Origin of the sequence: Candidatus Pelagibacter sp. Uisw_136 (genome assembly GCF_047720275.1) — a bacterium.
Lineage (GTDB): Bacteria > Pseudomonadota > Alphaproteobacteria > Pelagibacterales > Pelagibacteraceae > Pelagibacter.
Genome location: NZ_CP159812.1, coordinates 726209 through 749456, shown reverse-complemented (window position 1 = coordinate 749456; position 23248 = coordinate 726209). Strand labels below are relative to the sequence as shown.

Annotated in this window: 20 protein-coding genes and 3 tRNA genes; 22 read left to right on the top strand and 1 reads right to left on the bottom strand. The window is 30.3% G+C overall.

The window, feature by feature from the left end; all coding sequences use genetic code 11:
• Positions 1-60: 60 nt before the first annotated feature.
• The 10 genes from ABXT53_RS04030 to ABXT53_RS03985 all read left to right on the top strand — a co-directional run bounded on the left by ABXT53_RS04030 (position 61) and on the right by ABXT53_RS03985 (position 9596).
• Positions 61-1230 carry a methyltransferase domain-containing protein gene (locus tag ABXT53_RS04030; RefSeq protein ID WP_415289754.1) on the top strand — a complete coding sequence of 390 codons (1170 nt, stop codon included), beginning with the start codon at positions 61-63 and terminating at the stop codon, positions 1228-1230.
• Positions 1231-1268: 38 nt separating this feature from the next.
• Positions 1269-2372 (top strand): radical SAM/SPASM domain-containing protein, encoded by a 1104-nt coding sequence (locus ABXT53_RS04025; RefSeq protein WP_415289752.1) that lies wholly within the window; start codon positions 1269-1271, stop codon positions 2370-2372.
• Between the two features lie 21 nt (positions 2373-2393).
• Positions 2394-3266: an NAD-dependent epimerase/dehydratase family protein gene (locus ABXT53_RS04020; RefSeq protein ID WP_415289751.1), complete on the top strand. Its 873-nt coding sequence runs from the start codon at positions 2394-2396 to the stop codon at positions 3264-3266.
• 30 nt (positions 3267-3296) lie between these two features.
• A complete protein-coding gene (locus tag ABXT53_RS04015) occupies positions 3297-4097 on the top strand; it encodes an aldolase/citrate lyase family protein (RefSeq protein ID WP_415289750.1) in 801 nt (266 codons plus the stop codon).
• 24 nt (positions 4098-4121) lie between these two features.
• Entirely contained in the window at positions 4122-5051 is a 930-nt protein-coding gene (locus tag ABXT53_RS04010) for a glycosyltransferase family 2 protein (protein WP_415289749.1), read from the top strand.
• A gap of 84 nt (positions 5052-5135) precedes the next feature.
• Positions 5136-6440: a radical SAM protein gene (locus ABXT53_RS04005; protein WP_415289747.1), complete on the top strand. Its 1305-nt coding sequence runs from the start codon at positions 5136-5138 to the stop codon at positions 6438-6440.
• Positions 6441-6448: 8 nt separating this feature from the next.
• Positions 6449-7609 (top strand): radical SAM protein, encoded by a 1161-nt coding sequence (locus ABXT53_RS04000; RefSeq protein WP_415289745.1) that lies wholly within the window; start codon positions 6449-6451, stop codon positions 7607-7609.
• Positions 7610-7626: 17 nt separating this feature from the next.
• Entirely contained in the window at positions 7627-8673 is a 1047-nt protein-coding gene (locus tag ABXT53_RS03995; RefSeq protein WP_415289744.1) for a glycosyltransferase family 2 protein, read from the top strand.
• Positions 8674-9168: an NUDIX hydrolase gene (locus ABXT53_RS03990; protein ID WP_415289742.1), complete on the top strand. Its 495-nt coding sequence runs from the start codon at positions 8674-8676 to the stop codon at positions 9166-9168.
• Positions 9168-9596 (top strand): GtrA family protein, encoded by a 429-nt coding sequence (locus tag ABXT53_RS03985; RefSeq protein WP_415289741.1) that lies wholly within the window; start codon positions 9168-9170, stop codon positions 9594-9596. Before ABXT53_RS03990 ends, ABXT53_RS03985 begins: the two co-directional genes overlap by 1 nt.
• A gap of 16 nt (positions 9597-9612) precedes the next feature.
• Here the strand turns inward: ABXT53_RS03985 and rlmB are convergent, their stop codons facing one another.
• Positions 9613-10356: a 23S rRNA (guanosine(2251)-2'-O)-methyltransferase RlmB gene (rlmB, locus tag ABXT53_RS03980; protein ID WP_415289740.1), complete on the bottom strand. Its 744-nt coding sequence runs from the start codon at positions 10354-10356 to the stop codon at positions 9613-9615.
• Between the two features lie 131 nt (positions 10357-10487).
• Here rlmB and ABXT53_RS03975 point away from each other — a divergent pair.
• The 12 genes from ABXT53_RS03975 (at position 10488) to rpoC (ending at position 23088) form a co-directional block, all read left to right on the top strand.
• A tRNA-Tyr gene (locus ABXT53_RS03975) sits at positions 10488-10573 on the top strand.
• Between the two features lie 46 nt (positions 10574-10619).
• Positions 10620-10693: transfer RNA gene (locus ABXT53_RS03970), tRNA-Gly, on the top strand.
• A 47-nt stretch (positions 10694-10740) separates the two neighbouring features.
• Positions 10741-11931 carry an elongation factor Tu gene (tuf, locus tag ABXT53_RS03965; RefSeq protein WP_415289738.1) on the top strand — a complete coding sequence of 397 codons (1191 nt, stop codon included), beginning with the start codon at positions 10741-10743 and terminating at the stop codon, positions 11929-11931.
• A gap of 7 nt (positions 11932-11938) precedes the next feature.
• A tRNA-Trp gene (locus ABXT53_RS03960) sits at positions 11939-12014 on the top strand.
• Between the two features lie 19 nt (positions 12015-12033).
• Positions 12034-12225, top strand: coding sequence for a preprotein translocase subunit SecE (secE, locus tag ABXT53_RS03955; RefSeq protein ID WP_006996799.1), 192 nt, complete (start codon positions 12034-12036; stop codon positions 12223-12225).
• Positions 12225-12755 carry a transcription termination/antitermination protein NusG gene (gene nusG, locus ABXT53_RS03950; RefSeq protein WP_415285749.1) on the top strand — a complete coding sequence of 177 codons (531 nt, stop codon included), beginning with the start codon at positions 12225-12227 and terminating at the stop codon, positions 12753-12755. The genes secE and nusG overlap by 1 nt, the downstream gene beginning before the upstream one ends.
• Entirely contained in the window at positions 12755-13180 is a 426-nt protein-coding gene (rplK, locus tag ABXT53_RS03945; RefSeq protein WP_415277713.1) for a 50S ribosomal protein L11, read from the top strand. Before nusG ends, rplK begins: the two co-directional genes overlap by 1 nt.
• Positions 13180-13869 (top strand): 50S ribosomal protein L1, encoded by a 690-nt coding sequence (rplA, locus tag ABXT53_RS03940; protein ID WP_415289737.1) that lies wholly within the window; start codon positions 13180-13182, stop codon positions 13867-13869. Before rplK ends, rplA begins: the two co-directional genes overlap by 1 nt.
• A gap of 5 nt (positions 13870-13874) precedes the next feature.
• Entirely contained in the window at positions 13875-14375 is a 501-nt protein-coding gene (gene rplJ / locus ABXT53_RS03935; RefSeq protein WP_415289735.1) for a 50S ribosomal protein L10, read from the top strand.
• Between the two features lie 27 nt (positions 14376-14402).
• The gene (rplL, locus tag ABXT53_RS03930; RefSeq protein ID WP_415289733.1) at positions 14403-14768 is read left to right on the top strand and encodes a 50S ribosomal protein L7/L12; all 366 of its coding nucleotides are present in this window, start codon (positions 14403-14405) and stop codon (positions 14766-14768) included.
• A 56-nt stretch (positions 14769-14824) separates the two neighbouring features.
• Entirely contained in the window at positions 14825-18916 is a 4092-nt protein-coding gene (gene rpoB / locus ABXT53_RS03925; RefSeq protein ID WP_415289731.1) for a DNA-directed RNA polymerase subunit beta, read from the top strand.
• Between the two features lie 2 nt (positions 18917-18918).
• Positions 18919-23088: a DNA-directed RNA polymerase subunit beta' gene (rpoC, locus tag ABXT53_RS03920; RefSeq protein WP_415289729.1), complete on the top strand. Its 4170-nt coding sequence runs from the start codon at positions 18919-18921 to the stop codon at positions 23086-23088.
• Positions 23089-23248 lie beyond the last annotated feature (160 nt).

The window sequence follows — 23248 nt, the reverse complement described above, 5'->3', positions numbered from 1 at the left end:
CAAATATTTTACTATGTTGTTTAATTTTAACTTTAATTATAAGATTATCTATTAATATTTATGATCATAAATTCATGTAGATTGTGCAATCAAAAATTATTTGATAAACCACTATTATCTTTAAGCGGAATGCCTAAAGCAGCTCAACATTTTTTAAAAAAAGAAGATCTTCCTTCAAACGAAAGTATAAATTTAGACATTTATCAATGTAATAGTTGTGGCTTAGTGCAATTGAGTATTGAGCCAGTTAGTTATTATAAGGATGTTATAACTGCCGCTTCAATTTCTGGTGATGCAAGAAAGTCACGGCTTAAACAAATGTTAAAATTCTCAAGTAAGTTTAAGTTAAAAAATAAAAAAATAATTGAAATTGGTTGTGCAAAAGGAGATATGCTAGACATTATAGAAGAGGCTAAAATGAAAGCATATGGCCTAGAACATTCCTCAGCATCTGTTGCTATCGCTCATAACGAAGGTAGAAAAGTAATAAGAGGTTATATTGATGATTTAGATAAAATTGAAAATGCTCCATTCCAGGGCTTTATATGCTTTAACTACCTTGAGCATATCCCTAATCCTAAATCTGTAATTAATAAAATATATAATAATTTAGATGTTGATGGGGTGGGTCTGGTTACAGTTCCAAATCTTAATTATCTATTAGCTACTAAAAGTCTTTATGAGTTTGTAGCTGATCATCTATCTTACTTCACTATTGATACATTAAAAAATGCTTTTGAAGATAATGGTTTTGATGTTTTAGAATGTGACTTAATTAATAATGAAAATGATATTCTAGTTATTGTTAAGAAAACTTCACATAAAAAAACTAAAAAAATTTTAGAGGTTAAGAAAATTAATTTAAAAAATGACTATATTGAAGTTGAAGAACTGATAACTAATTTCAAAAAAATTATCAAAGATTATAAGAATCAAAATAAGAAAATTGCAGTTTGGGGTGCGGGGCATAGAACATTGGCTTTACTTGCCTTAAGCAAAGTAAGTGAAATTGAATATATAGTTGATTCTGCTAAATTTAAACAAGGCATGTATTCACCAGTTATAAATACTAAAATTGTTTCACCAGAAGCACTTATTGAAGATAAGATTGATTTATTAATTGTTATGGTGCCTGGAATTTATCCAGATGAAGTTATTAAAAGTGTTAAACAAATGAATATAAATATTAAAATCGCTAAGCTTAAAGATAATACGATAGAGTTTATTTGAGTTGTAAAATGTTTATAGTCTGATAAAAATTTTAGGTAATGACTGATAAAAAAGCAGAATTAAATCAAATTCGAGGTATGGCTTCTACTAATGAGATTTCAGCAGTTGTTCAGCCTAGAATTCACTCATCTAATAAAGCTAAATTAGAGGATGCGGTACCGTTAAGAACACCATTTTCTGTTCATATCGATGTTTGTAGTTATTGTAATTTTAAATGCAGCTTTTGTTTTCAAGCGGATACGGCTGGAAAAAAAGAAAAAGATTTCCCTCACGGCATGATGAGAATGGAGTTATTTAAAAAAACTGTTGATGATTTAAAGGAATTCCCAGATAAAATTAGAAAAATAAAAATAGGTAATCATGGTGAACCAACAATGCATCCTGAATTGCATAAGCATATTGAGTATGCGAGAAAATCTGGAGTAGCTGATATTATAGAAATTTTTACAAATGGATCTAAGCTTAACCCAAAAATGAACAGGGCCTTAGTAGATGCTGGTCTTCAAAGAATAAATATATCTTTAGAAGGATTGAGTAGTGAAAGATATTTAAAAGTTGCAAAAGCTAAAATAGATTGGGATGAATTTGTTGCTAACATTAAAGATCTTTATGAATATAGTAGAACTAAAGGTGATTTAGTAATTTACGTTAAGGTTGTAAATAATGCCAGTGAACTCAATGGGAAAACTATTTTTTCATTAACGGAAGAAGAAAAAAATACTTTTTACAAAACATTTGGAAATATTGCTGATGAAATATATATAGAAAAAATTGTTCCTCAATGGGCTGAAACTCAAGAAGATAAACAAAATTCAGTAGATTATACTGGTATGTATGATCAAAAAACTGTGCAATATAAAAAAGTATGTCCTTTTATTTTTATGTATTTACACATTAATCATGATGGGATTGTAAGTCCATGCACTCTTGATTGGCCTAGAGAAGTTAAAATTGGTGATGCCACAAAAAATAGTGCTTCTGAAATTTGGCATGGAAAAACTTTAAAAGATTTACAAATTAAACAATTGCAAGGTAAAAGAGATGAAATCCCATTCTGTAAAGACTGTTCAGCACCCATGGTCTGTTGTGATGAAAATTTAGATGACCACACAACCGAGTTATTTAATAAAATTAACAAATAAAAATTAATCACAAACACTCATATGAAAATACTTATTACCGGAAGTAACGGTTTTATTGGTAAAAATATTAATGAACATTTTCAAAATAAGTTTACAGAAATATCCTCGCCAAAAAGAGAAGAACTAAATCTTTTAGATCGTGATGCTGTAGAGAGCTATATAAAAAAAAATAATTTTGATGTTATTATTCATTGCTGTGTGACATTAACTTCAATAGAGCAAAATCTTGAAATGTACTTTAATATCGAAAGATTATCTAACTCATTTGGTAAATTAATTTGTTTTGGTTCAGGAGCAGAATTTGATGGAAAAAATTATATACCAAAAATGAGTGAAGATTATTTTGATAAAAATATACCATCAAAATCTGATATCTATGGTTATTCAAAATATGAAATAGCAAAAGATATTTTAAAAAAAAAGAGAAATATTTATAATTTAAGAGTTTTTGGAATTTTTGGAAAGTACGAAGATTACCGTAGAAGGTTAATTTCAAATAATATTTGTAAACTGTTATGTGGTGAAAATATTACTCTAAATAAAAATGGATGCTTTGACTATATGTATGTAAATGATTTTTCAAATATAGTTGAAAATTTTATAAAAGTAGAACCCAAACACTCCACATATAATACTTGTACTGGCAAAGTTATAGAATTTTTGACCTTAGTAAAAATAATTAATGATATTGATGGAAGAGAACTTCCAATAGAAATAAAACAAGAGGGAATTAATCCGGAATACTCTGGTGATAACTCAAGGTTTGTAGAAGAGTTTGGCTCAATAAAATTGACTGATCCTAAAGTTTCAATAAAAGAACTTTATAATTGGTATAAATTGAAAAGTAATTTAACTTTTGATGATAAGTTATTCGATTCTTGGATTAAAAATTGATTAAATAATAAACTTGAGTAATATATTACTATGAATTTACTTGAACAAAAAATGCTTGCTGTACTCAAATCTCTTAGGGATGACTATGGTGTGATTGGTATAAAAGCAGAATTTGAGGCAGAAGGAACAAGAATAGACGAGTTAATGAGATTAATTGAGATTGTTAGGAAACTAAATCTTAAGCTTGGAATAAAGATTGGTGGCTGCGAAGCTATGAAGGACTTAATGGAATGTAAGCAATTTGGCACTGAATATATTATAGCTCCAATGGTAGAAACTGATTATGCTTTAAAAAAATTTATTGAAGCAAAAAATAAAATTTTTGATGAAGAGGAAAAAAAAGTTACAGAATTTTTAATTAACATAGAAACCAAAACAACTACGGACAACATAGAAAAAATTGTAAGTGTTAATAATTTATATAATAGCTCAGATAGAATAAATGGATGGGTTTTTGGAAGAGTTGATTATACGATGTCTCAAGGAATGAATAGAGATGATATAAATTCAAGTGAAAAGATAACTAACTCAGTCATTGAAGTGGCAAAGCATGCAAAAAAAAATGATTTAAATTTAGTTGTTGGAGGGGCGGTTTCTATTGATGCAGTGAGTATTCTTAAAGAAGTAAAAAAAGTTCATTTAGATAGATTCGAAACTCGAAAGGTAATATTTTCTTCTGATGCTTTAGAAGTCAATGATTTATCAAAAGGAATGCTTGAGGCTATAAATTTTGAACTCTTATGGTTAAAAAATAAAAAAAATTATTATGGATCAATATTTGAAGAAGATGATAAAAGAATTAAAATGCTATCTGCTAGATGGGAAGTTTAACCATACTGAAATAGATAGGTTTAAATGAATAAAAAGATAAGTATTGTAACACCAACATTTAATGAAGAAGCTAATATTTCTCGTCTCTGTGATGAAATTTCTAAAGAAATGCAAGGCTTCTCATATGATTACGAGCACATTATAATAGATAATTATTCTACTGATAAGACAGTTTCTATAATTAAAGAAATTGCTAGAATGGATAAGAGAGTAAAGATAATATTAAATTCAAGAAACTTTGGCCATATTAGATCCTCACAATATGGGTTATTGCAATCAAGTGGCGATGCTACAATATTATTAAGTTCAGATTTTCAAGAACCAACAAACCTTATTGGTAAATATTTAAAAGAATGGGAAAATGGTCATAAAATAATTCTAGGACAAAGAGCCTCAACTGATTCAAATCAAAGCATGAATTTTATTAAGTCAGTTTTTTATAAATTTATGAATATGATTTCAGAAATGCCCCTTATTGAGAGAAGTGGTAGCACAGGTTTGTTATCAAAAGAAATAGTTGATCATTTAAGAGTTATTGGAGATCCTTATCCATACTTTAGAGGATTATTGTCTGAAATATCATCTGATATTAAGACAATTCAATATCATCAAATTAAGAGAATGGGAGGTAAAACAAAAAATAATTTTTATACATTATACGACATGGCAATTTTAGGAGTTATTAAACATTCCAAGGTTCCGTTGAGAATTGTTACTTTTGTAGGTGTTTTAGCAAGTCTTGTATCGATATTGATTGCCTTTATTTTTTTAATTTACAAAATTTTATTTTGGAACTCATTTGAAGTTGGTATAGCTCCATTAATAATTGGTTTATTTAGCATTGTATCTATTCAGACCTTTTTACTTGGTTTTATTGGTGAATACTTGATCCAAATTTTGACTCATAGTAGAAATTTACCTTTAGTTATTGAAAAGGAAAGAATAAATTTTTAATTTATTGCTTAACTTATTGGAGTAAAAGAACTCTAACATTTAATACCAGTTGAACCTTTTGTTTGATTAATATAAACGTTTGTTATGCACTTTAATAATAGAAATGAATTGTTTAATCATGTTTCTGATAAAAAGATTATAATTTGGGGTGCTAGAATGACTGGTATAGGTGCGTTGCGTCAGTTAAAGAAAAAAAATATTCAAATTCTTAATTTTATAGATTCTGATCTTTCATTAGTTGGTAAATTTGTTCATGGTTTTGAGGTTCATCATCCAAGTAATTTAAAAAAAATACTTGATTCAAATGAAGATGTAATAATTCTAGTTGCAGTTTCCTTAAAAGAAGAAGAAATTCTTAATCAGTTTAAAAAAATGGATATTAAGAATTTACCTGTTGTAAGTTTTTATGATGAACAGGCTCCTTATTATACGGTTGATATTTTGGGATCTTGTAATTTAAAATGTGCGTCTTGTCCTCATAGTATTGTTGAAACTGATGTTCCAAAAGGATCTATGAATTTAGATATTTTTAAAAATGTTTTTGATAAAATCATTAAAGAGACTCCCTCAATTTCACACATAAGTTTATACAGTTGGGGCGAACCATTACTTCATCCATATATTGATAAAATAATTGATTATGTTCATGAACATAACGTTGCCGTGGCACTTTCTAGCAACCTGTCTATAAAATTTGGATCACGTATAGAAAAAATAATAAAATCGGGCCCAGATTACCTTAAAGTCTCATTATCTGGTTTTTTTCCTGATGCTTATAACAACACACACCAAGGTGGTGATATAAATCTAGTTAAACAAAACTTATATTTAATAAGAAAATTGCTAGATAAATATAAGACCCAAACACTAGTTGATATTAATTACCATCTATATAAAGATAATAGTGGTGAGAACGTAGAGGAAATGGAAAGATTAGCTGATGAATTAGGATTTGTTGTTTCAAAAACATATGCATTAGTTATGCCTCTAGAAAGAGTTATTTCTCATCTTGATGGAAAACCAGATTTACAAACCCAGCAACTGCAAAATAATTTATTAGTAACAATAGATGAAGGAATTAAAGCTTCATCTGAAGTTCCTCTACCAAAAAATACATGCCCATTTAGAGAAAACCAAATAAATATTAATGCTGATTTATCAGTACCAGTTTGTTGCACAGTATGGGAGAGAGACAAAAATATAGTTGCTTTAAATTTTTTAGAAAGCAATGTTAGTGAAATTAATAAAAATAAAAAAAATGTAGATTTGTGCAATAAATGCATGAACTTAAGATTACCAGAATATAATATGGGTTTTAATAAAAAGGGTTGGGAAAGTTATGCTAAACAAAAAACTGTTACAGACACAGGGTCTCAATCAAAATATTAAAATAATTTATGAAAATAGATACTGAAAAAAAAAATATTTGGATTTGGGGTGTGGGTGCCGCAGGAAAATGGGCAACAGATAATATTACATCAAATATAAAAGGATTTATTGATAGTGGGGCAGCAAAACAAAATATTAAGTATAATAACCTATCAGTTTATACCCCAGAGAAAGCTCAAGAATTAATAAATCCTGATGACCTAATTCTAGTAACTGTCCTTGATATTCAAGACGTTATCCCTGTGATAGAAAATAAATTTAAAGGTATTAAATGGTCTGCCCTAGGTGACTTTATGTCAAATGAAAAAGTGAATTTGAATCTAACAGGTGAGTCTGATGAGTTTATAGAATACACTTTAAAAGCTGTAGAACTTTGTCATAAAAGCTTTTTAAATAAAGATAATAAATTTTTACATAGTGTAGACATCGTTATTTCAGAAAAATGCACTTTAAATTGTAAGGATTGTGCAAATCTAATGCAATATTATCAAGATGCAAAGAATATAAATTATGAGATGATAGTCAGAGATTTTGAAAATTTAACATCTAAAATAGATCATGTTTTTGAAGTTAGATTAATAGGTGGGGAGCCATTTTTTAATAAAGACATATATAGAATAATTGATTACTTTTTAGAAACAACGAAGATTACTAAATTAGTTATTTATACAAATGCTACTATTCCGTTAAAAGCTGAACTGATGAAAAAATATGTAACACCAAAACTTGTTTTCTCGATAACAGATTATGGAACCCTGTCGAAAAATACCGAAAAAGTAACAGGACTGCTTGAAGAGATGAATATTGCTTATAGGGCTTTACCACCAAATAATTGGACCGATAGTGCTGTGATAAAAGATCAAAAAAGATCTGAAGAAGGTATGATTGATATTTTTGAAAGATGTTGTGGAAAAAACTTATTTACTGTTATGTATGGCAAACTTTATCGTTGTCCTTTTGTTTCAAATGCAGAAAGATTACATGCAATTCCATTTGATGAAAAAAATGGGGTAAGTCTAGAAGCATCTAAAGAAGATATTATAAAGTATACTAGTGGCATTAAATATCTACCTGCTTGTAATTTTTGCAATGGAAGATCTCATGACGCACCAGAAATTATCCCAGCGATTCAAGCTAAAGGAAAGATACCATTTAAAAAATACTATTAACATTTTTATAAAAGATCTTGAAAATAGGAATTGTCATAACCTCATTTAATAATGAAGAAACACTTGAAAAAGCTATTAAATCAGCATCAGTATTAAAAAAAAATAATACAATTTATATTGTTTTAATTGATGATTGCTCAACAGACTCATCAATTGAAATTGCAAGATTAGCAAAAAAAAAAAATCTAATAGATTTAATATATATAAATAAAAAAAACCTAGGCATTTCTAGATGTAGAAATATTGGAATTAGATTATCCCAAAAAACTGACTATATAACTTTTTTAGATGGAGATGATTTTATTAATCCCAAAATTACTAAAATTTTAACTAAAAAAATATATGGTGATCTCATAGCCTTTAATTTTGATTATCTAAATAAAGATAAGATTTTAAAAAATTATTTTTATAATGGAGATAAAGAATTAATGATAAAGGATATAAAAAAATATTTTTATAATTATTTAATTAAACCTAATAAAAACTCTTTATTTACAACATGTTGGGCAAAACTATATAAAACAAAATTATTTAAATTAGATAAAACACTTCAATTTAATGAAAAATTACATATTTGTGAAGATACAGATTTTGTTTTTAGGTTCTTATTTAAAGCAAAAAATATTCAATACATAAATTTTTCCATGTATCTGCATTCACTAGCTCTTGGTAAAAAAAATCTTAATAAAGCAACATTTGGAACCAAAAAAAGTCTGCAACACCAAACATCTTTTTTAAAACCAGTAAAGTCGTGCAAACAATATTTAATTAAAAATAAAGAAGAATTACTATATATACAGAAAAAAATAGATCACTGTATTGCTGCTTACACAATCATTTATACTATTAGATCCTGTATAAGAATTAATTCATTTTTAAGTTTCTTTAAAACTTATAAATTTTGGAAAAAAATATATCGTAAAAAATTATTTTATAATGCGATTAGAAATTATTCACCGAAGCTTGCTAATGGAGGAGTGTTAATTCCTTATTTAATTAAAAAAAAAATATATTTTATGGCTATATTAACTGCACTATTGTTTGCTAAAAAAAGGTATTTATAAGTGAAAGACATAAAAAAATATATTGAATACATAGAGAGTGACGTTAGCAACCCAAATAAAGGATTATCAGATGATCTATTTTACTTTATTGGAAGAATGACCCCATATATTAATGTTGATCTTTTAATTAAATGTCCCGAAAGAGGTTTATTACTCACCTGGAGAGATGATGACTACGCAGGTAAAGGGTGGCATATACCAGGTGGAATAATTAGATTTAGAGAAAATATTAAAGATCGAATCCTTAAAGTAGGTCTTGAAGAATTAAATATTTCAATAAAAAACTTTACAGGTCCAATTTCAACAAATGAAATTATTATAGAGGGTCAAACGGAACGATCTCACTTTATATCTTTGTTATATGAGTGCATTATATGCGATGATCAACTTGATAAATTAGTTGATGCATCTAATAAAAATAAAAAAATTGCTTTTTTCAAAAAAAAACCTGATAATTTATTAAGATTACATGAAATTTACTCTAATTATTTTTAATGAGTATTTTTAAATTTATATCATTAAGTAACTTACTTTCTAATCAGAAAATTAAATATTTATTAGTTGGTTCTTATAATACTATTTTTGGATACCTTATTTTTGTATCTTTATTTCATTATTTTTCTTCGACTATAAACTTTTCTTTATTGTTAGCTCTAACTCATATTATTAGCGTTACTAATAATTTTTTTTTATATAGATCTCTTGTATTCAAAGTAAGAGAAAAAATTGCAAGAAATTACCTAAGATTTCATTTGGTATATTTTTATATTTATATAATAAATTTAATTCTTTTAACTATTTTAGTTAATATAATGAGTTGGAATATATATTTATCGCAAGGGTTAATTATTATAATTACAACTATTCTAAGTTATTTTTTAAATAAAAATTATTCATTCTCAAAAAGGTTAAAAAATAGCTAATGTTTTAAAAAGTCAATTAACTTTTATTTTTTAAAAAGTTTAAATGATGAAAAACTATAGCTGCACTATTGGATATATTTAGACTTTCAACATTTTTATTAATACCAATCTTAACCAAAAAATCTGTGTACTTACCAGTATGCTCTCTCATGCCAAACCCTTCTGAGCCAAATAAAAGAACACTTTTTCCTCCCCATTTAATATCAGTAAAAATTTTATCTCCTTTAGCATCGAAACCATATACCCAAAAATTCTTCTCTCTTAAATTTTTAAGTGTTGAGTTAATGTTTGAAACTTCAAATATATTTATATGCTCCATGCAACCACTCGCTGCTTTATACATCAGCTTACTATCAGATGGAAATTGTCTTTCTTTAACTATCAAACCATCGATATCGAATGAAGCTGCACTTCTTATTAGTGATCCAATATTTCTTGGATCAGTTACCTCATCTATACATACGAATGTTAGATTGTTTTTTCCTTTTATAAATTCTTTTAATTCGGGTTGGTCTAAATGTTCAACTTCTGCAATATAGCCACCATGCATCATTTGATCTTTAGAAGTGTACTTATCTAATTCTTTTTTTGATTTAAAATAAACCTTAACGTCTTCAAGAACATTTTTCTTTGGGTTTTTTCTATGAATATTTTTTTTACTTTCTTCTGTTAAAAAAACTTTCAAAACTTTTCTTTTTGGATTTCTTAAAGCCTCAATAACCGCATGTTGACCAACTATTAAAAATGATGATTTATTCATAAAATTAACTATGTTTTATACGTATTTTCCTCAATTTTCACAGTAAATCTCGTGTTGCAATTGCATAATAAAAATATATAAAACGCATGTTGTTTGAAGCTTTATTGAAGAAGGGGACACTTCCCCAAAAAGGAGGGGTTCCAGAGCGGTCAAATGGGGCGGGCTGTAAACCCGTTGACTTCGGTCTTCGAAAGTTCGAATCTTTCCCCCTCCACCATTCAATAAAATTTTTTATAACAATGGAGTGTTATTCTTGATGTTGTGCGGGTGTAGTTCAATGGTAGAACGCTAGCCTTCCAAGCTGGATGTAAGAGTTCGATTCTCTTTACCCGCTCCAAGAAAAAAAGAAATTATTAATAAAACTAAAACTGAGGTAAAAAAGTAATGTCAAAAGAAAAGTTCGTAAGAAACAAACCACACTGTAACATCGGTACAATTGGTCATGTCGACCACGGTAAGACAACATTAACAGCTGCTATCACAATTACATTAGCAGAACTTGGTGGAGCAAAAGCGGTTGCCTACGATCAGATTGATAAAGCCCCTGAAGAAAAAGAAAGAGGGATTACAATTTCAACTGCACACGTTGAGTACGAAACTGAAAAAAGACACTACGCACATGTTGATTGCCCAGGTCACGCTGACTACGTAAAAAATATGATTACTGGTGCAGCTCAAATGGATGGAGCTATCTTAGTTGTTAACGCTGCGGATGGTCCTATGCCTCAAACTAGAGAGCATATTCTTTTAGGAAGACAAGTTGGTATTCCTTCAATTGTAGTTTATTTAAATAAAGTAGACCAAGTTGATGACAAAGATATGATTGAACTTGTAGAAGAAGAAATTAGAGAACTTTTAACTTCTTACAAATATCCTGGTGAAACAACTCCTATCATTAAAGGATCTGCATTAGCTGCTGTTGAAGGTAGAGATGAAGAAATTGGAAAAAATTCTATTTTAGAACTAATGAAAGCTGTTGATGAATTTATTCCTCAACCAGCTAGAGATGTTGACAAACCTTTCCTAATGCCTGTAGAGGATGTTTTCTCAATTTCAGGTAGAGGAACTGTTGCAACTGGTAGAATTGAATCTGGTGTTATTAAAACTGGTGAAGAAGTTGAAATCGTCGGTGTTACTGAAACTAAAAAGTCAGTTTGTACTGGTGTTGAAATGTTCAGAAAACTTTTAGATTCTGGTGAAGCAGGTGATAACGTCGGTATTCTATTAAGAGGTGTTGAGCGAGATGACATTCAAAGAGGACAAGTTCTTTGTAAAACTGGTTCAATTACACCACATACTAAATTTGAAGCTCAGGCTTATGTACTTAAAAAAGACGAGGGTGGAAGACATACTCCTTTCTTTACTAAATACAGACCTCAGTTTTACTTTAGAACAACAGACGTAACTGGAGAAGTTACATTACCAGCAGGAACTGAAATGGTTATGCCTGGTGATGATGCTAAATTCACCGTCACATTAATCACTCCAATTGCGATGAGCGAAAAATTAAACTTTGCTATTCGTGAAGGTGGTAGAACAGTTGGAGCTGGAGTAGTAACTAAAATTATAGAGTAAACTCTATAGGAGTGTAGCTCAATTGGTAGAGTGCCGGTCTCCAAAACCGGAGGTTGAGGGTTCGATTCCCTCCGCTCCTGCCAATAAGCTAAACAGTATATTATGAAAAACCCGATAAAATTTATCCAAGAAGTTAAACAAGAAGCATTTAAAGTTTCTTGGCCTACTGGAAAAGAGACAATGCAAGGTGCATTAATGGTTTTTGCTATGGCAGTTATTATGTCTCTTTTCTTTTTACTTCTTGATCAAGTGCTTAAATTTTTATTGGAAGCTTTACTAAAGGTAAGTATTTAATGAAAAATTGGTATATTGTTCAATCTCACTCAAATTTTGAGAATAAGGTTGCTGGATTAATTAAAGAAGAAGCTGAAAAAGCAAAAATTTCTGATAAAATTGAAGAAATTGTTGTTCCTACACATGATGTAACAGAAGTAAAAAGAGGAAAGAGAATTCAGAGAAAAAAGAAATACTTTCCTGGTTATGTTTTAATTAAAAGTGAAATGGACAATGATCTATATCATATGATTAAAAATTTAAAGCGTGTTAGTGGATTTTTAGGTTCAAAAGGTATTCCTGTTCCTGTTTCTGATAAAGAAATAGAAAAAATTTTAGGACAAATAAAAGATGGTGTAGCTCAGCCAAAATCTGGTATAGAATACAGCATTGGTGAAAAAGTTCAGGTTGTTGACGGTCCTTTTGCATCATTCAGTGGTATGGTTGAAGATATAGATGAAGAGAAATCAAGACTTAAGGTTTCTGTTTCAATATTTGGGAGACCAACACCAGTTGATTTAGAATATAACCAAGTAGAGAAAGCAAGTTAATGGCAAAAGAAATTAGTGGATATATAAAATTACAAATTATGGGAGGACAAGCTAATCCTGCTCCACCAGTTGGTCCTGCATTAGGTCAACGTGGAATTAACATAATGGAATTTTGCAAAGCTTTTAACGATAAAACAAAAGCATTTGCTGGAAAGCCAATCCCTGTTATTATTACAGTCTACAAAGATAAAAAATTTGATTTCGAAATAAAATCTCCACCAGCATCTCACTTTATTAAAGAGGCTGCAAAACTTAAAGGTGGATCAAAAGAACCTGGTAGAAGTATAGCTGGATCAATTACAAAAAAACAAGCAGAAGAAATTGCAACACAAAAAATGAAAGATCTTAATGCGCATAGTTTAGAACAAGCTGTAAAAATTATTGCAGGTTCAGCAAGATCAATGGGTATAGAGGTTAAAGACTAATGGCATCAAAGAGATTTAAAAAATTACCAGAAAAAACTAAGGATCTAGCTTCTGAATTGATAGAAAAATTATTATCAAATGTTAAAAAGAACTGTACTACAAAATTTGATGAGTCTATCGATCTATCTTTTCAAGTTAATAACAAACAAAAAAAAGGTGAGGTCAATATAAGAACGGTAGTTAACTTACCTGGTGGAACTGGTAAAAAAGTAAAAGTCGCTGTTGTATGTGAGGATGATAAAGCACAAGAGGCTAAGGATGCAGGTGCGGATATAGTTGGAAGTGATGAGTTTATTGATAAAATTAAAGCAGGTGAGCTAGATTTTGAGAAATTAATTTGTACACCTGGAATGATGGTTAAACTTTCAAAGCTTGGAAAAGTTTTAGGACCAAAAGGTCTTATGCCCAATCCAAAACTTGGATCTGTTTCTGACGATGTAAAACAAGCAGTAACCGATGCTAAGTCTGGTCAAGCTGAAATTAGAAATGATAAAGACGGAAATATTGGTGTTAGCATTGGAAAAAAATCTTTCCATGACGATCAGCTATTAAAAAATTATTATACTATTTTAGACACTTTAGAAAAAGAAAAAGGTAACCTTACTTTAAAAGGTGATTTAATTAAAAATACTTTTGTAACATCTAGTATGGGTGTTTCGTATAAAGTTAAATTAGGAAAAGTTATATAGTTATGATGAACAAGGAACAAAAAAAGAATTATATTAGTGAAATGGAAGCTCAGTTTCAAAATAATGAAGCTGTAATGGTAACACACTACCAAGGTCTTACAATGACTCAGCTAGATGAGCTAAGAGCTCAAATGAGAGAGCACGGCATTAAATTTCAGATTACCAAAAATAGAATCACTAAGCTAGCACTTGAAAAAACGAAGTGTAAAGATCTTTCCAATCTATTTACTGGGGCGACGGCTGTAGCTTTTTCTGATGATGCTATAATGTCAGCTAGAATTTTATCAAAATTTGCAAAAACTAATGAAAACCTAAAACTTTTAGGTGGAATTATGGGTAGCGATGTTTTAGATCAAGCTGGAGTCCAGAATGTAGCTAATCTTCCAACATTAGATGAAGCTAGAGCAAATATTGTCGGTATTTTAGCAGCACCAGCGTCAAAATTTACAAGTATTTTGCTTGCACGTTCCGAAAAAATGAGTAGTTTGAGCCCAGAAAATTCTTAAAAAACAACCTAAAGAGTAAAAAAAAATATGCCTGATCTAAATAAAATTATTGAAGATTTATCAAGTTTAACTGTTGTTGAAGCAGCTGAACTTTCAAAACAACTTGAAGAAAAATGGGGTGTTACAGCTATGGCTGCAGCAGCACCAGTCGCAGCAGGTGGTGGAGCAGCTGAAGAAGCTAAAGATGATTTTACAGTTATGTTAATTTCAGCTGGTGATAAAAAAATAAATGTTATTAAAGAAGTTAGAGCAGCAACATCATTAGGTCTTAAAGAAGCAAAAGATTTAGTTGAAGGTGCTCCAAAAGAAGTGAAATCTGGTGTAAATAAAAAAGATGCTGAAGAACTTAAGACTAAGTTAGAAGCAGCTGGTGCAAAAGTAGAACTTAAATAAATTAATTAGAAAGACTTTATAAACTGTTTAATTTATTAACCAGTGATTAGTAATAAATGCAATTATCTTTTACTCAGAAGAAAAATGTAAGAAAAAGCTTTGGAAAGCTTGTAGAAACTTTATCTATTCCAAATCTAATTGAAGTTCAAAAAAATTCATACAAACAGCTTACAGACTTTGATAGTGAAGCGGGGGATTTATCAAAAGGATTTGATAGGGTTTTTAAAAGTATTTTTCCAATAGAGGATCTAAATGATAAAGCAACATTAGAATATATTTCTTATAGACTTGAAAAGCCAAAATTTGATACTGAAGAATGTATCCAAAGAGGATTATCTTTTACGTCAGCATTAAAATGTACTTTACGATTGGTTGTCTACGAGATAGATCAAGAAAACAATACTAAAGATATCTTATCTGCAAAAGAACAAGAAGTTTACATGGGTGAAGTACCTATGATGACTGATAGTGGAACCTTTATAACTAATGGTGTTCAAAGAGTTGTTGTTAACCAAATGCATAGAAGCCCTGGAGTTTTCTTTGATCATGACAAAGGTAAATCACATGCAAGTGGTAAATTATTATTTAACTGTAGAGTTATTCCTAACAGGGGATCTTGGTTAGATTTAGAATACGATGTTAAAGATTTCTTATATTTCAAGATAGATAGAAAGAAAAAAATACTTGCTTCAACTCTTTTGATGGCTTTAGGTTTAACTAAACCCGAAATAGCCGATGAGTTTTATGATAAAGACACTTATTCATTTGATGCAAAATCAGGTAAATGGAAAACTAAATTTAATCCTGAAAACTATAAAGCTAAAAATTTTTCTGAAGAAGTTACCGATGCTAAAACTGGAAATGTTATAATTAAGCTTGGGGATAAGATTAATTTTTTAAGTGCAAAAAAAATAGCTACAGATGGACTTAAAGACATTTTAGTATCTCAAGAATCTTTAATTGGAAAACATTTACATAATGAAGTTAAAGTTAGTGACGATGAAGAAGAAGGAACCTTTGGAATTGGTACCGAGTTAAATGACACTATTATCAAACAAATCTTAGAAGCTAGCATAAATTCAATTGAGATTTCTATTACAAATTCTATCAATAAAGGTCCTTATTTATTATCAACAATATTAAATGATAAAAATAATTCTAAAAATGATGCAATTACTGAAATTTATAAAGTTTTAAGACCTGGCGAACCACCAACAATTGAGATTGCTACTCAAATATTCAACAACTTATTCTTTAGTTCAGATAGGTATGATCTTTCAGATGTGGGTAGAGTTAAAATGAATTCAAGATTGAGCCTTGAATGTTCTGATAAAATTACAATTTTAAGAAATGATGACATAATTGCCATTGTTCACAAAATGTTAGATTTAAGAGATGGTAAAGATGAGGTTGACGATATTGATCATCTAGGTAACAGAAGAGTAAGGTCTGTTGGTGAACTTGTTGAAAACCAAGCGCGTATTGGTGTTTATAGAATGGAAAGAGCTATTAAGGAAAAAATGACAACTCTTGATATTGAATCAGCAATGCCTCAAGATTTAATTAATGCAAAACCTTTAACTGTTTCCCTTAAAGATTTTTTTGTAAGTTCACAACTTTCACAATTTATGGATCAAACAAATCCACTATCTGAAATTACACACAAAAGAAGAGTTTCAGCTTTAGGACCAGGCGGACTAACAAGAGAAAGAGCTGGATTTGATGTCCGTGATGTTCACCCAACTCACTATGGAAGAATTTGTCCAATTGAAACACCAGAAGGACCAAATATTGGTTTGATTAATAGTTTATCTACTTATGCTAAGATTAATAAATATGGCTTTATTGAAAGCCCATATAAAAAAGTACAGAATGGTATAGTTCAAGATAAAGTTGAGTATCTATCAGCGATGGAAGAGACAAAATTTACAATTGCACAAGCTAATGCCAAACTTGATAAGAATGGAAAAATTTTAGAAGAACTTGTTCCTTGCAGAGAAAACTTAAACTTCGTTTTATCAAAACCAGAAAAAATTGATTACATTGATGTTTCGCCTAAACAGTTGGTTTCTGTAGCAGCATCACTAATCCCTTTCTTGGAAAATGATGATGCGAACAGAGCCCTAATGGGATCTAACATGATGAGACAAGCAGTCCCTCTTTTAAAACCAGAATCTCCATTAGTTGGTACTGGTATTGAAAGTGACGTAGCTCTTGACTCAGGCGTTACTATAGTTGCTAATCGTGATGGCACTGTTGATAAAATTGATGGAAAAAGAATTGTAATTAAAGCAACTGAAGAAACAGATTTCACAAAATCAGGTGTAGATATTTATAACCTACAAAAATTTAAAAGATCAAACCAAAACACATGTATTAACCAAAAACCACTTGTTAGAGTAGGTGATAAGGTTAAATCAGGTGATATTATTGCTGACGGACCATCTACTAAACTAGGTGAATTAGCACTTGGAAAAAATGTGACTGTAGCATTTATGCCTTGGCAAGGTTACAACTTTGAAGACTCTATTCTAATTTCAGAAAGATGTGTTACAGACGATGTATTTACATCAGTTCACATCGTTGAATATGAAGTCATGGCTAGAGATACAAAGTTAGGTGAAGAAGAAATCACTAGAGATATTCCAAATGTAAATGAAGAAGCTTTAAAAAATCTTGATGAATCTGGGATAGTTTATATTGGCGCTGAAGTAAAAGCTGGAGACATATTAGTTGGTAAAGTTACACCAAAAGGTGATTCAGCATCAGGACCTGAAGAAAAATTATTAAGATCAATTTTTGGTGAAAAAGCAATTGACGTAACTGATACTTCTTTAAAAATGTCTAGAGGAAGCAGTGGAACGATTGTTGATGTCAGAGTATTCAACAGACATGGTATAGAAAAAGATGAAAGATCTATAACAATCGAAAGAGCAGAAATTGAAATTGTCCAAGAAGATAAAATTGTAGAGGAAGAAATATTAGAAAGAAGTATAAAGCAAAGAGCTAACCAGATTTTGTCTGGAGCTTCTTTAACTAAAAAAATTAAAGATTTAGACGAAGGTACCAAACTTAATCTTGATATAATTAATAAGATTAATATTAATGATATATTCAAAATAACAGTAGGTAATGTTAATGATGAAGCAAGTGTTGCTCAATTAAAAGATCAATACAATCAAGCAAAACAAGATATTCAAGAAAGATTTGAAGATAAAGTTTTAAAAATTAGAAGTGGTGATGATTTACTACCTAGTGTGATGAAAATGGTAAAAGTTTTTGTTGCAATTAAAAGAAGATTAAGACCTGGTGATAAAATGTCAGGTAGACATGGAAACAAAGGTGTAGTTAGCAAAATTGTGCCTGTTGAAGACATGCCTTATAGAGAAGATGGAAGACCAGTTGATATTGTATTAAACCCACTTGGAGTTCCAAGTCGTATGAATGTAGGTCAAATCTTGGAAACTCACCTTGGTTGGGCTTGTAAAGAATTTGGTGAAGAAGTTAAAAGGCTAGTAAATGAAAATAATAAAAAATTTGAAAAAACTCAGAAAATTTCATCCTTTTTAACATCAGTTTATGGAAAAGAAGTTTTTGATGGAGGCATTGACAAGTTAAATAAGACTGAATTTGCAGATTTATGTGAAAACCTACAAAATGGTATAGCAATTTCAACTCCAGTATTTGATGGAGCTAAAGAAAAAGATGTTTCTGAAATGCTTGAATTAGCTAAATTACCCACGTCTGGACAGACCAATTTGTGGGATGGAAGAACCGGTGAAATGTTTGATAGACCAGTAACTGTTGGAATTATCTATATGTTAAAACTTCATCACCTTGTGGAAGATAAAATTCATGCAAGATCTACAGGACCTTATAGTCTTGTAACTCAACAACCTTTGGGTGGTAAAGCACAACTTGGTGGACAAAGATTTGGTGAAATGGAAGTATGGGCACTCGAAGCTTATGGAGCTTCGTATACATTACAGGAAATTTTAACAGTTAAATCAGACGATGTTGCTGGAAGAGTTAAAGTTTACGAAACAATTGTAAAAGGTGAAGAGAATTTTGAATCAGGAATACCTGAGTCGTTCAACGTTCTAGTTAAAGAAATTAAATCATTAGCATTAAACATAGAGTTAAATTAAATATGAAAAAAGAATTAACAGACTTATTTAAGAATAGTGAAGTTTCTGAAGCTCAAAATTTTAATAGCATTAAGATTACTTTAGCTAGCCCTGAAAAAATTAAATCTTGGACATACGGTGAAATTAAAAAACCTGAAACTATTAACTACAGAACTTTTAGACCAGAAAAAGATGGTTTGTTTTGTGCTAGAATTTTTGGACCAATAAAAGATTACGAGTGTTTGTGCGGTAAGTATAAACGTATGAAGTTTAGAGGAATTATTTGTGAAAAATGTGGTGTTGAGGTAACAAAATCAAACGTAAGAAGAGAGAGAATGGGTCACATAAACCTTGCTACTCCTGTTGCACACATTTGGTTTTTAAAATCATTACCTAGTAGAATTTCATTAGCTGTTGATATGAAGCTTAAAGAAGTTGAAAGAGTTCTTTATTTTGAAAATTTTATAGTTACCGAACCTGGTTTAACTGGTCTTCAAAAAAACCAATTACTTAATGAAGAAGAGTTAGCTAAATATCAAGATGAGTTCGGTGAAGAATCTTTTGAAGCAGGCATTGGTGCTGAAGCAATTCTTAATATTTTAAGATCTTTAGATTTAGAACAAGAAAGAAAGATTTTAATTAACACAATTAAGGAAACAAAATCTAAAGTTAATGAAGAAAGGTCAATTAAAAGACTGAAGTTAATAGAGTCATTTATTGAAACAGGACAAAAACCTGAATGGATGATTTTAACTGTGATACCTGTTATTCCTCCTGAATTAAGACCATTAGTTCCATTAGATGGTGGAAGATTTGCAACCTCTGATCTTAATGACCTTTATAGAAGAGTTATAAACAGAAATAATCGTCTTAAGAGATTAATGGATTTAAAAGCCCCTGATATTATCGTTAGAAATGAAAAAAGAATGCTTCAAGAATCTGTTGATGCTTTATTTGATAATGGTCGTAGAGGAAGAGTAATTACTGGAACTGGTAAACGTCCACTTAAATCTTTAGCAGAGATGCTTAAAGGTAAACAAGGTAGATTTAGACAAAATTTATTAGGAAAAAGAGTAGATTATTCTGGAAGATCTGTAATTGTTGTTGGCCCAGACCTTAAACTTCACGAGTGTGGCTTGCCGAAAAAGATGGCTTTAGAATTATTCAAACCATTTTTATATGCTAGATTAAATAAATTAGGTTTAGCTTCTACAATTAAACAAGCAAAAAAATTAGTAGAAAAAGAAACTAATGCTGTTTGGGATGCGTTAGAACTTATTGTAAGAGAGCACCCAGTTTTATTAAACCGTGCACCAACGCTTCACAGACTAGGAGTTCAAGCTTTTGAACCTAAGTTAATTGAGGGAGATGCAATTGAACTGCACCCATTATGTTGTGCAGCCTTTAATGCTGATTTTGATGGTGACCAAATGGCTGTTCACGTTCCTCTAAGCTTAGAAGCTCAACTTGAAGCTAGAATTCTAATGTTGTCGACAAACAATATTTTAAGTCCATCAAATGGAAAACCTATTATTGTGCCGAGTCAGGATATGATTTTAGGTTTATACTATTTATCTCAAGCGCCTTTTCAAACTGACAAGCCAGATGGTTACTTTATAAATAATGATGAAATTGAACATGCTTTATCAACTGGTCAAATAAAAGTACACTCTACTATTGTCTCAAGGTTTGAAACACTTGATAAAAAAGGTAACAAGAAAGTTGAAAAATATACAACAACTGCTGGGAGATTTTTACTAGCTAATCTATTACCAAAAAATAAAGACATTACTTTTTCAATGATAGATAGACTACTTCCTAAAAAAACTGTTTCAGAAATTATTGATAGTGTTTTTAGATTTTGTGGTCAGAAAACCACAGTTATTTTTTGTGATCATTTAAAAGATTTAGGATTTAAACATGCATTTAAAGCAGGTATTTCTTTCGGTAAAGATGATTTAGTTATCCCTACGAATAAAGGTCAATTGATTGATGATACTAAAAAATTAATTGCTGATTATGAAAATCAATATTCAGAGGGTTTAATTACTAGAGGTGAAAAATACAACAAAGTTGTTGATGCTTGGTCAAAATGTACAGACAAAGTAGCTGGTGAAATGATGAGAGGTATCTCCGCTACTGAAAGTACTCCTGATGGCATGAAGATTAACTCTGTGTTTATGATGGCTGATAGTGGAGCTAGAGGTTCAGCTGCGCAAATGAAACAGTTAGCTGGTATGAGAGGTCTTATTGCAAAACCATCTGGTGAAATTATTGAAACTCCAATTATTTCTAACTTCAAAGAAGGTTTAACTGCTTTAGAATATTTCAACTCAACACACGGAGCCAGAAAAGGCTTAGCTGATACAGCTCTAAAGACTGCAAGCTCAGGCTATTTAACAAGAAGACTCTGTGATGTAGCTCAAGACCTTACAATTTCTAAAATTAAGTGTGATAATCCAGGGTTTATTGAGTTAGCAGAAATTTTAGAAGGTGGAAATGTTGTTGTTAGTTTATCAGAAAGAGCACTTGGAAGAGTAACAGCTTTTGATGTAAAAAATCCTATCACTGGTGAAATAGTTATTAAAAAAGAAACTATGATTGATGAATCAGGTTGTGATAAAATTGATGCAGCTGGTGTTAAATTTATCAAAGCTTATTCCGTTATGACTTGTAGTTCTAAAATTGGTGTTTGTGCTACTTGTTATGGAAGAGATCTATCTAGAGGAAAAATGGTTCACGTTGGTGAAGCAATAGGTATGATTTCAGCCCAATCAATTGGTGAGCCAGGTACTCAGTTAACAATGAGAACCTTCCACGTTGGAGGTACTGCTTCTGTTAAGCAAGAATCTCAAATTGTAACAAAAACAGCAGGAACTTTAAAAATTTTAAATTCAAACTTATTGGAAGATTCAAAGAAAAACCTAATTGTTATGGGAAGAAATACTCAGTTATCAATTGAAGATGATAATGGTGTTCAAGTCGCAATTTATAAAGTCTCTTATGGATCAAAATTATTTTTCCAAAATGATGATAAAGTAAAAACGAATGAAAAAATTTGTGAGTGGGACCCTTATACAACACCAGTCATTGCGGAAAAAAGTGGTATAGCCGGGTATGTAGATTTAATTGATGGTATTTCTATTCAGGAAACAACTGATGATGCTACCGGTATTTCATCTAAGTCAGTTGTTGATTGGAGAGCTCAATCTAAAAATACAGATTTAAAACCAAGAATAACTTTAAGAGATGAAAAAGGTAATGTTATTAAAAAAGCAGATGACAATGAAGCAAGATACTATTTGGTTCCTGATTCAATTCTTTCTGTTAAAGATGGTCAAAAAATATTTGCAGGCGATATAATTGCCAGACTTCCAAAAGAAACAACTAAAACAAAAGATATTACTGGAGGATTGCCTCGTGTAGCTGAATTATTTGAAGCCAGAAAAGCTAAAGATAGCGCAATTATTGCTGAGAACGATGGACAAGTATTATTTGGTAAAGAAGTAAGAGGTAAACAAAAAATTTCAATTCAACCAGATACTGGTGAGCCTTCAAATTATTTAATACCTAAAGGTAAACATATTAATTTTAACCAAGGTGAGAAAATTAAAAAGGGTGAGTACCTATTAGATGGTCAGCCTTTGCCTCATGATATTTTGAGAATTTTAGGAATTAAAGATTTAACAGAATACTTTGTTAATCAAGTTCAAGAAGTTTACAGATTACAAGGTGTGGTTATTAACGATAAACATATTGAAACAATATTAAGACAAATGCTTAAAAAAGTTGAGATTAAAGAATCAGGCGATTCGTCTTACTTACCTGGTGAAATGATTGACAGAATTAAGTTTGATAATGCAAATGAAAAACTAGTCGCTGAAGGAAAAAATCCTGCCTCTGGTGAAAGAGTTTTAATGGGTATTACTAAAGCCTCACTTCAAACAGAGTCATTTATCTCTGCAGCTTCATTCCAAGAAACTACAAGAGTTTTAACTGACGCTGCAATTAAAGGTAAAGTTGACCCTTTAAACGGCTTAAAGGAGAACGTTATTGTTGGTAGATTGGTTCCAGCTGGAACAGGTCATATCAAGAATAGATGGAATGAAAATGCCATTGAAGCTGACAATAAATTTTTAGCTGATCAGGAAAAAATTGAGCCTGCAGAAGCTACCGAAACTCCAGCAACTTAATAAAAAAAACACGTTTAACTTGTAGTTTTAGTTTGACAATCAGAGATTTAATAGTATTTTGACGATGTTTTTGGTTGGAATGTAGTACCTACTTTACGGAACTAAACGCTGCCACAAAATAACCTGTCAGTTATTTTCATTCAAAAATAAATTAATTAAT

Excerpts from the sequence above, each read along its gene's own strand:
- ABXT53_RS04030 (WP_415289754.1), top strand. The coding sequence starts at position 61 with ATGATCATAAATTCATGTAGATTGTGCAATCAAAAATTATTTGATAAA.
- ABXT53_RS04025 (WP_415289752.1), top strand. The coding sequence starts at position 1,269 with ATGACTGATAAAAAAGCAGAATTAAATCAAATTCGAGGTATGGCTTCT.
- ABXT53_RS04020 (WP_415289751.1), top strand. The coding sequence starts at position 2,394 with ATGAAAATACTTATTACCGGAAGTAACGGTTTTATTGGTAAAAATATT.
- ABXT53_RS04015 (WP_415289750.1), top strand. The coding sequence starts at position 3,297 with ATGAATTTACTTGAACAAAAAATGCTTGCTGTACTCAAATCTCTTAGG.
- ABXT53_RS04010 (WP_415289749.1), top strand. The coding sequence starts at position 4,122 with ATGAATAAAAAGATAAGTATTGTAACACCAACATTTAATGAAGAAGCT.
- ABXT53_RS04005 (WP_415289747.1), top strand. The coding sequence starts at position 5,136 with ATGCACTTTAATAATAGAAATGAATTGTTTAATCATGTTTCTGATAAA.
- ABXT53_RS04000 (WP_415289745.1), top strand. The coding sequence starts at position 6,449 with ATGAAAATAGATACTGAAAAAAAAAATATTTGGATTTGGGGTGTGGGT.
- ABXT53_RS03985 (WP_415289741.1), top strand. The coding sequence starts at position 9,168 with ATGAGTATTTTTAAATTTATATCATTAAGTAACTTACTTTCTAATCAG.
- rlmB (WP_415289740.1), bottom strand. The coding sequence starts at position 10,356 with ATGAATAAATCATCATTTTTAATAGTTGGTCAACATGCGGTTATTGAG.
- tuf (WP_415289738.1), top strand. The coding sequence starts at position 10,741 with ATGTCAAAAGAAAAGTTCGTAAGAAACAAACCACACTGTAACATCGGT.
- secE (WP_006996799.1), top strand. The coding sequence starts at position 12,034 with ATGAAAAACCCGATAAAATTTATCCAAGAAGTTAAACAAGAAGCATTT.
- nusG (WP_415285749.1), top strand. The coding sequence starts at position 12,225 with ATGAAAAATTGGTATATTGTTCAATCTCACTCAAATTTTGAGAATAAG.
- rplK (WP_415277713.1), top strand. The coding sequence starts at position 12,755 with ATGGCAAAAGAAATTAGTGGATATATAAAATTACAAATTATGGGAGGA.
- rplA (WP_415289737.1), top strand. The coding sequence starts at position 13,180 with ATGGCATCAAAGAGATTTAAAAAATTACCAGAAAAAACTAAGGATCTA.
- rplJ (WP_415289735.1), top strand. The coding sequence starts at position 13,875 with ATGAACAAGGAACAAAAAAAGAATTATATTAGTGAAATGGAAGCTCAG.
- rplL (WP_415289733.1), top strand. The coding sequence starts at position 14,403 with ATGCCTGATCTAAATAAAATTATTGAAGATTTATCAAGTTTAACTGTT.
- rpoB (WP_415289731.1), top strand. The coding sequence starts at position 14,825 with ATGCAATTATCTTTTACTCAGAAGAAAAATGTAAGAAAAAGCTTTGGA.
- rpoC (WP_415289729.1), top strand. The coding sequence starts at position 18,919 with ATGAAAAAAGAATTAACAGACTTATTTAAGAATAGTGAAGTTTCTGAA.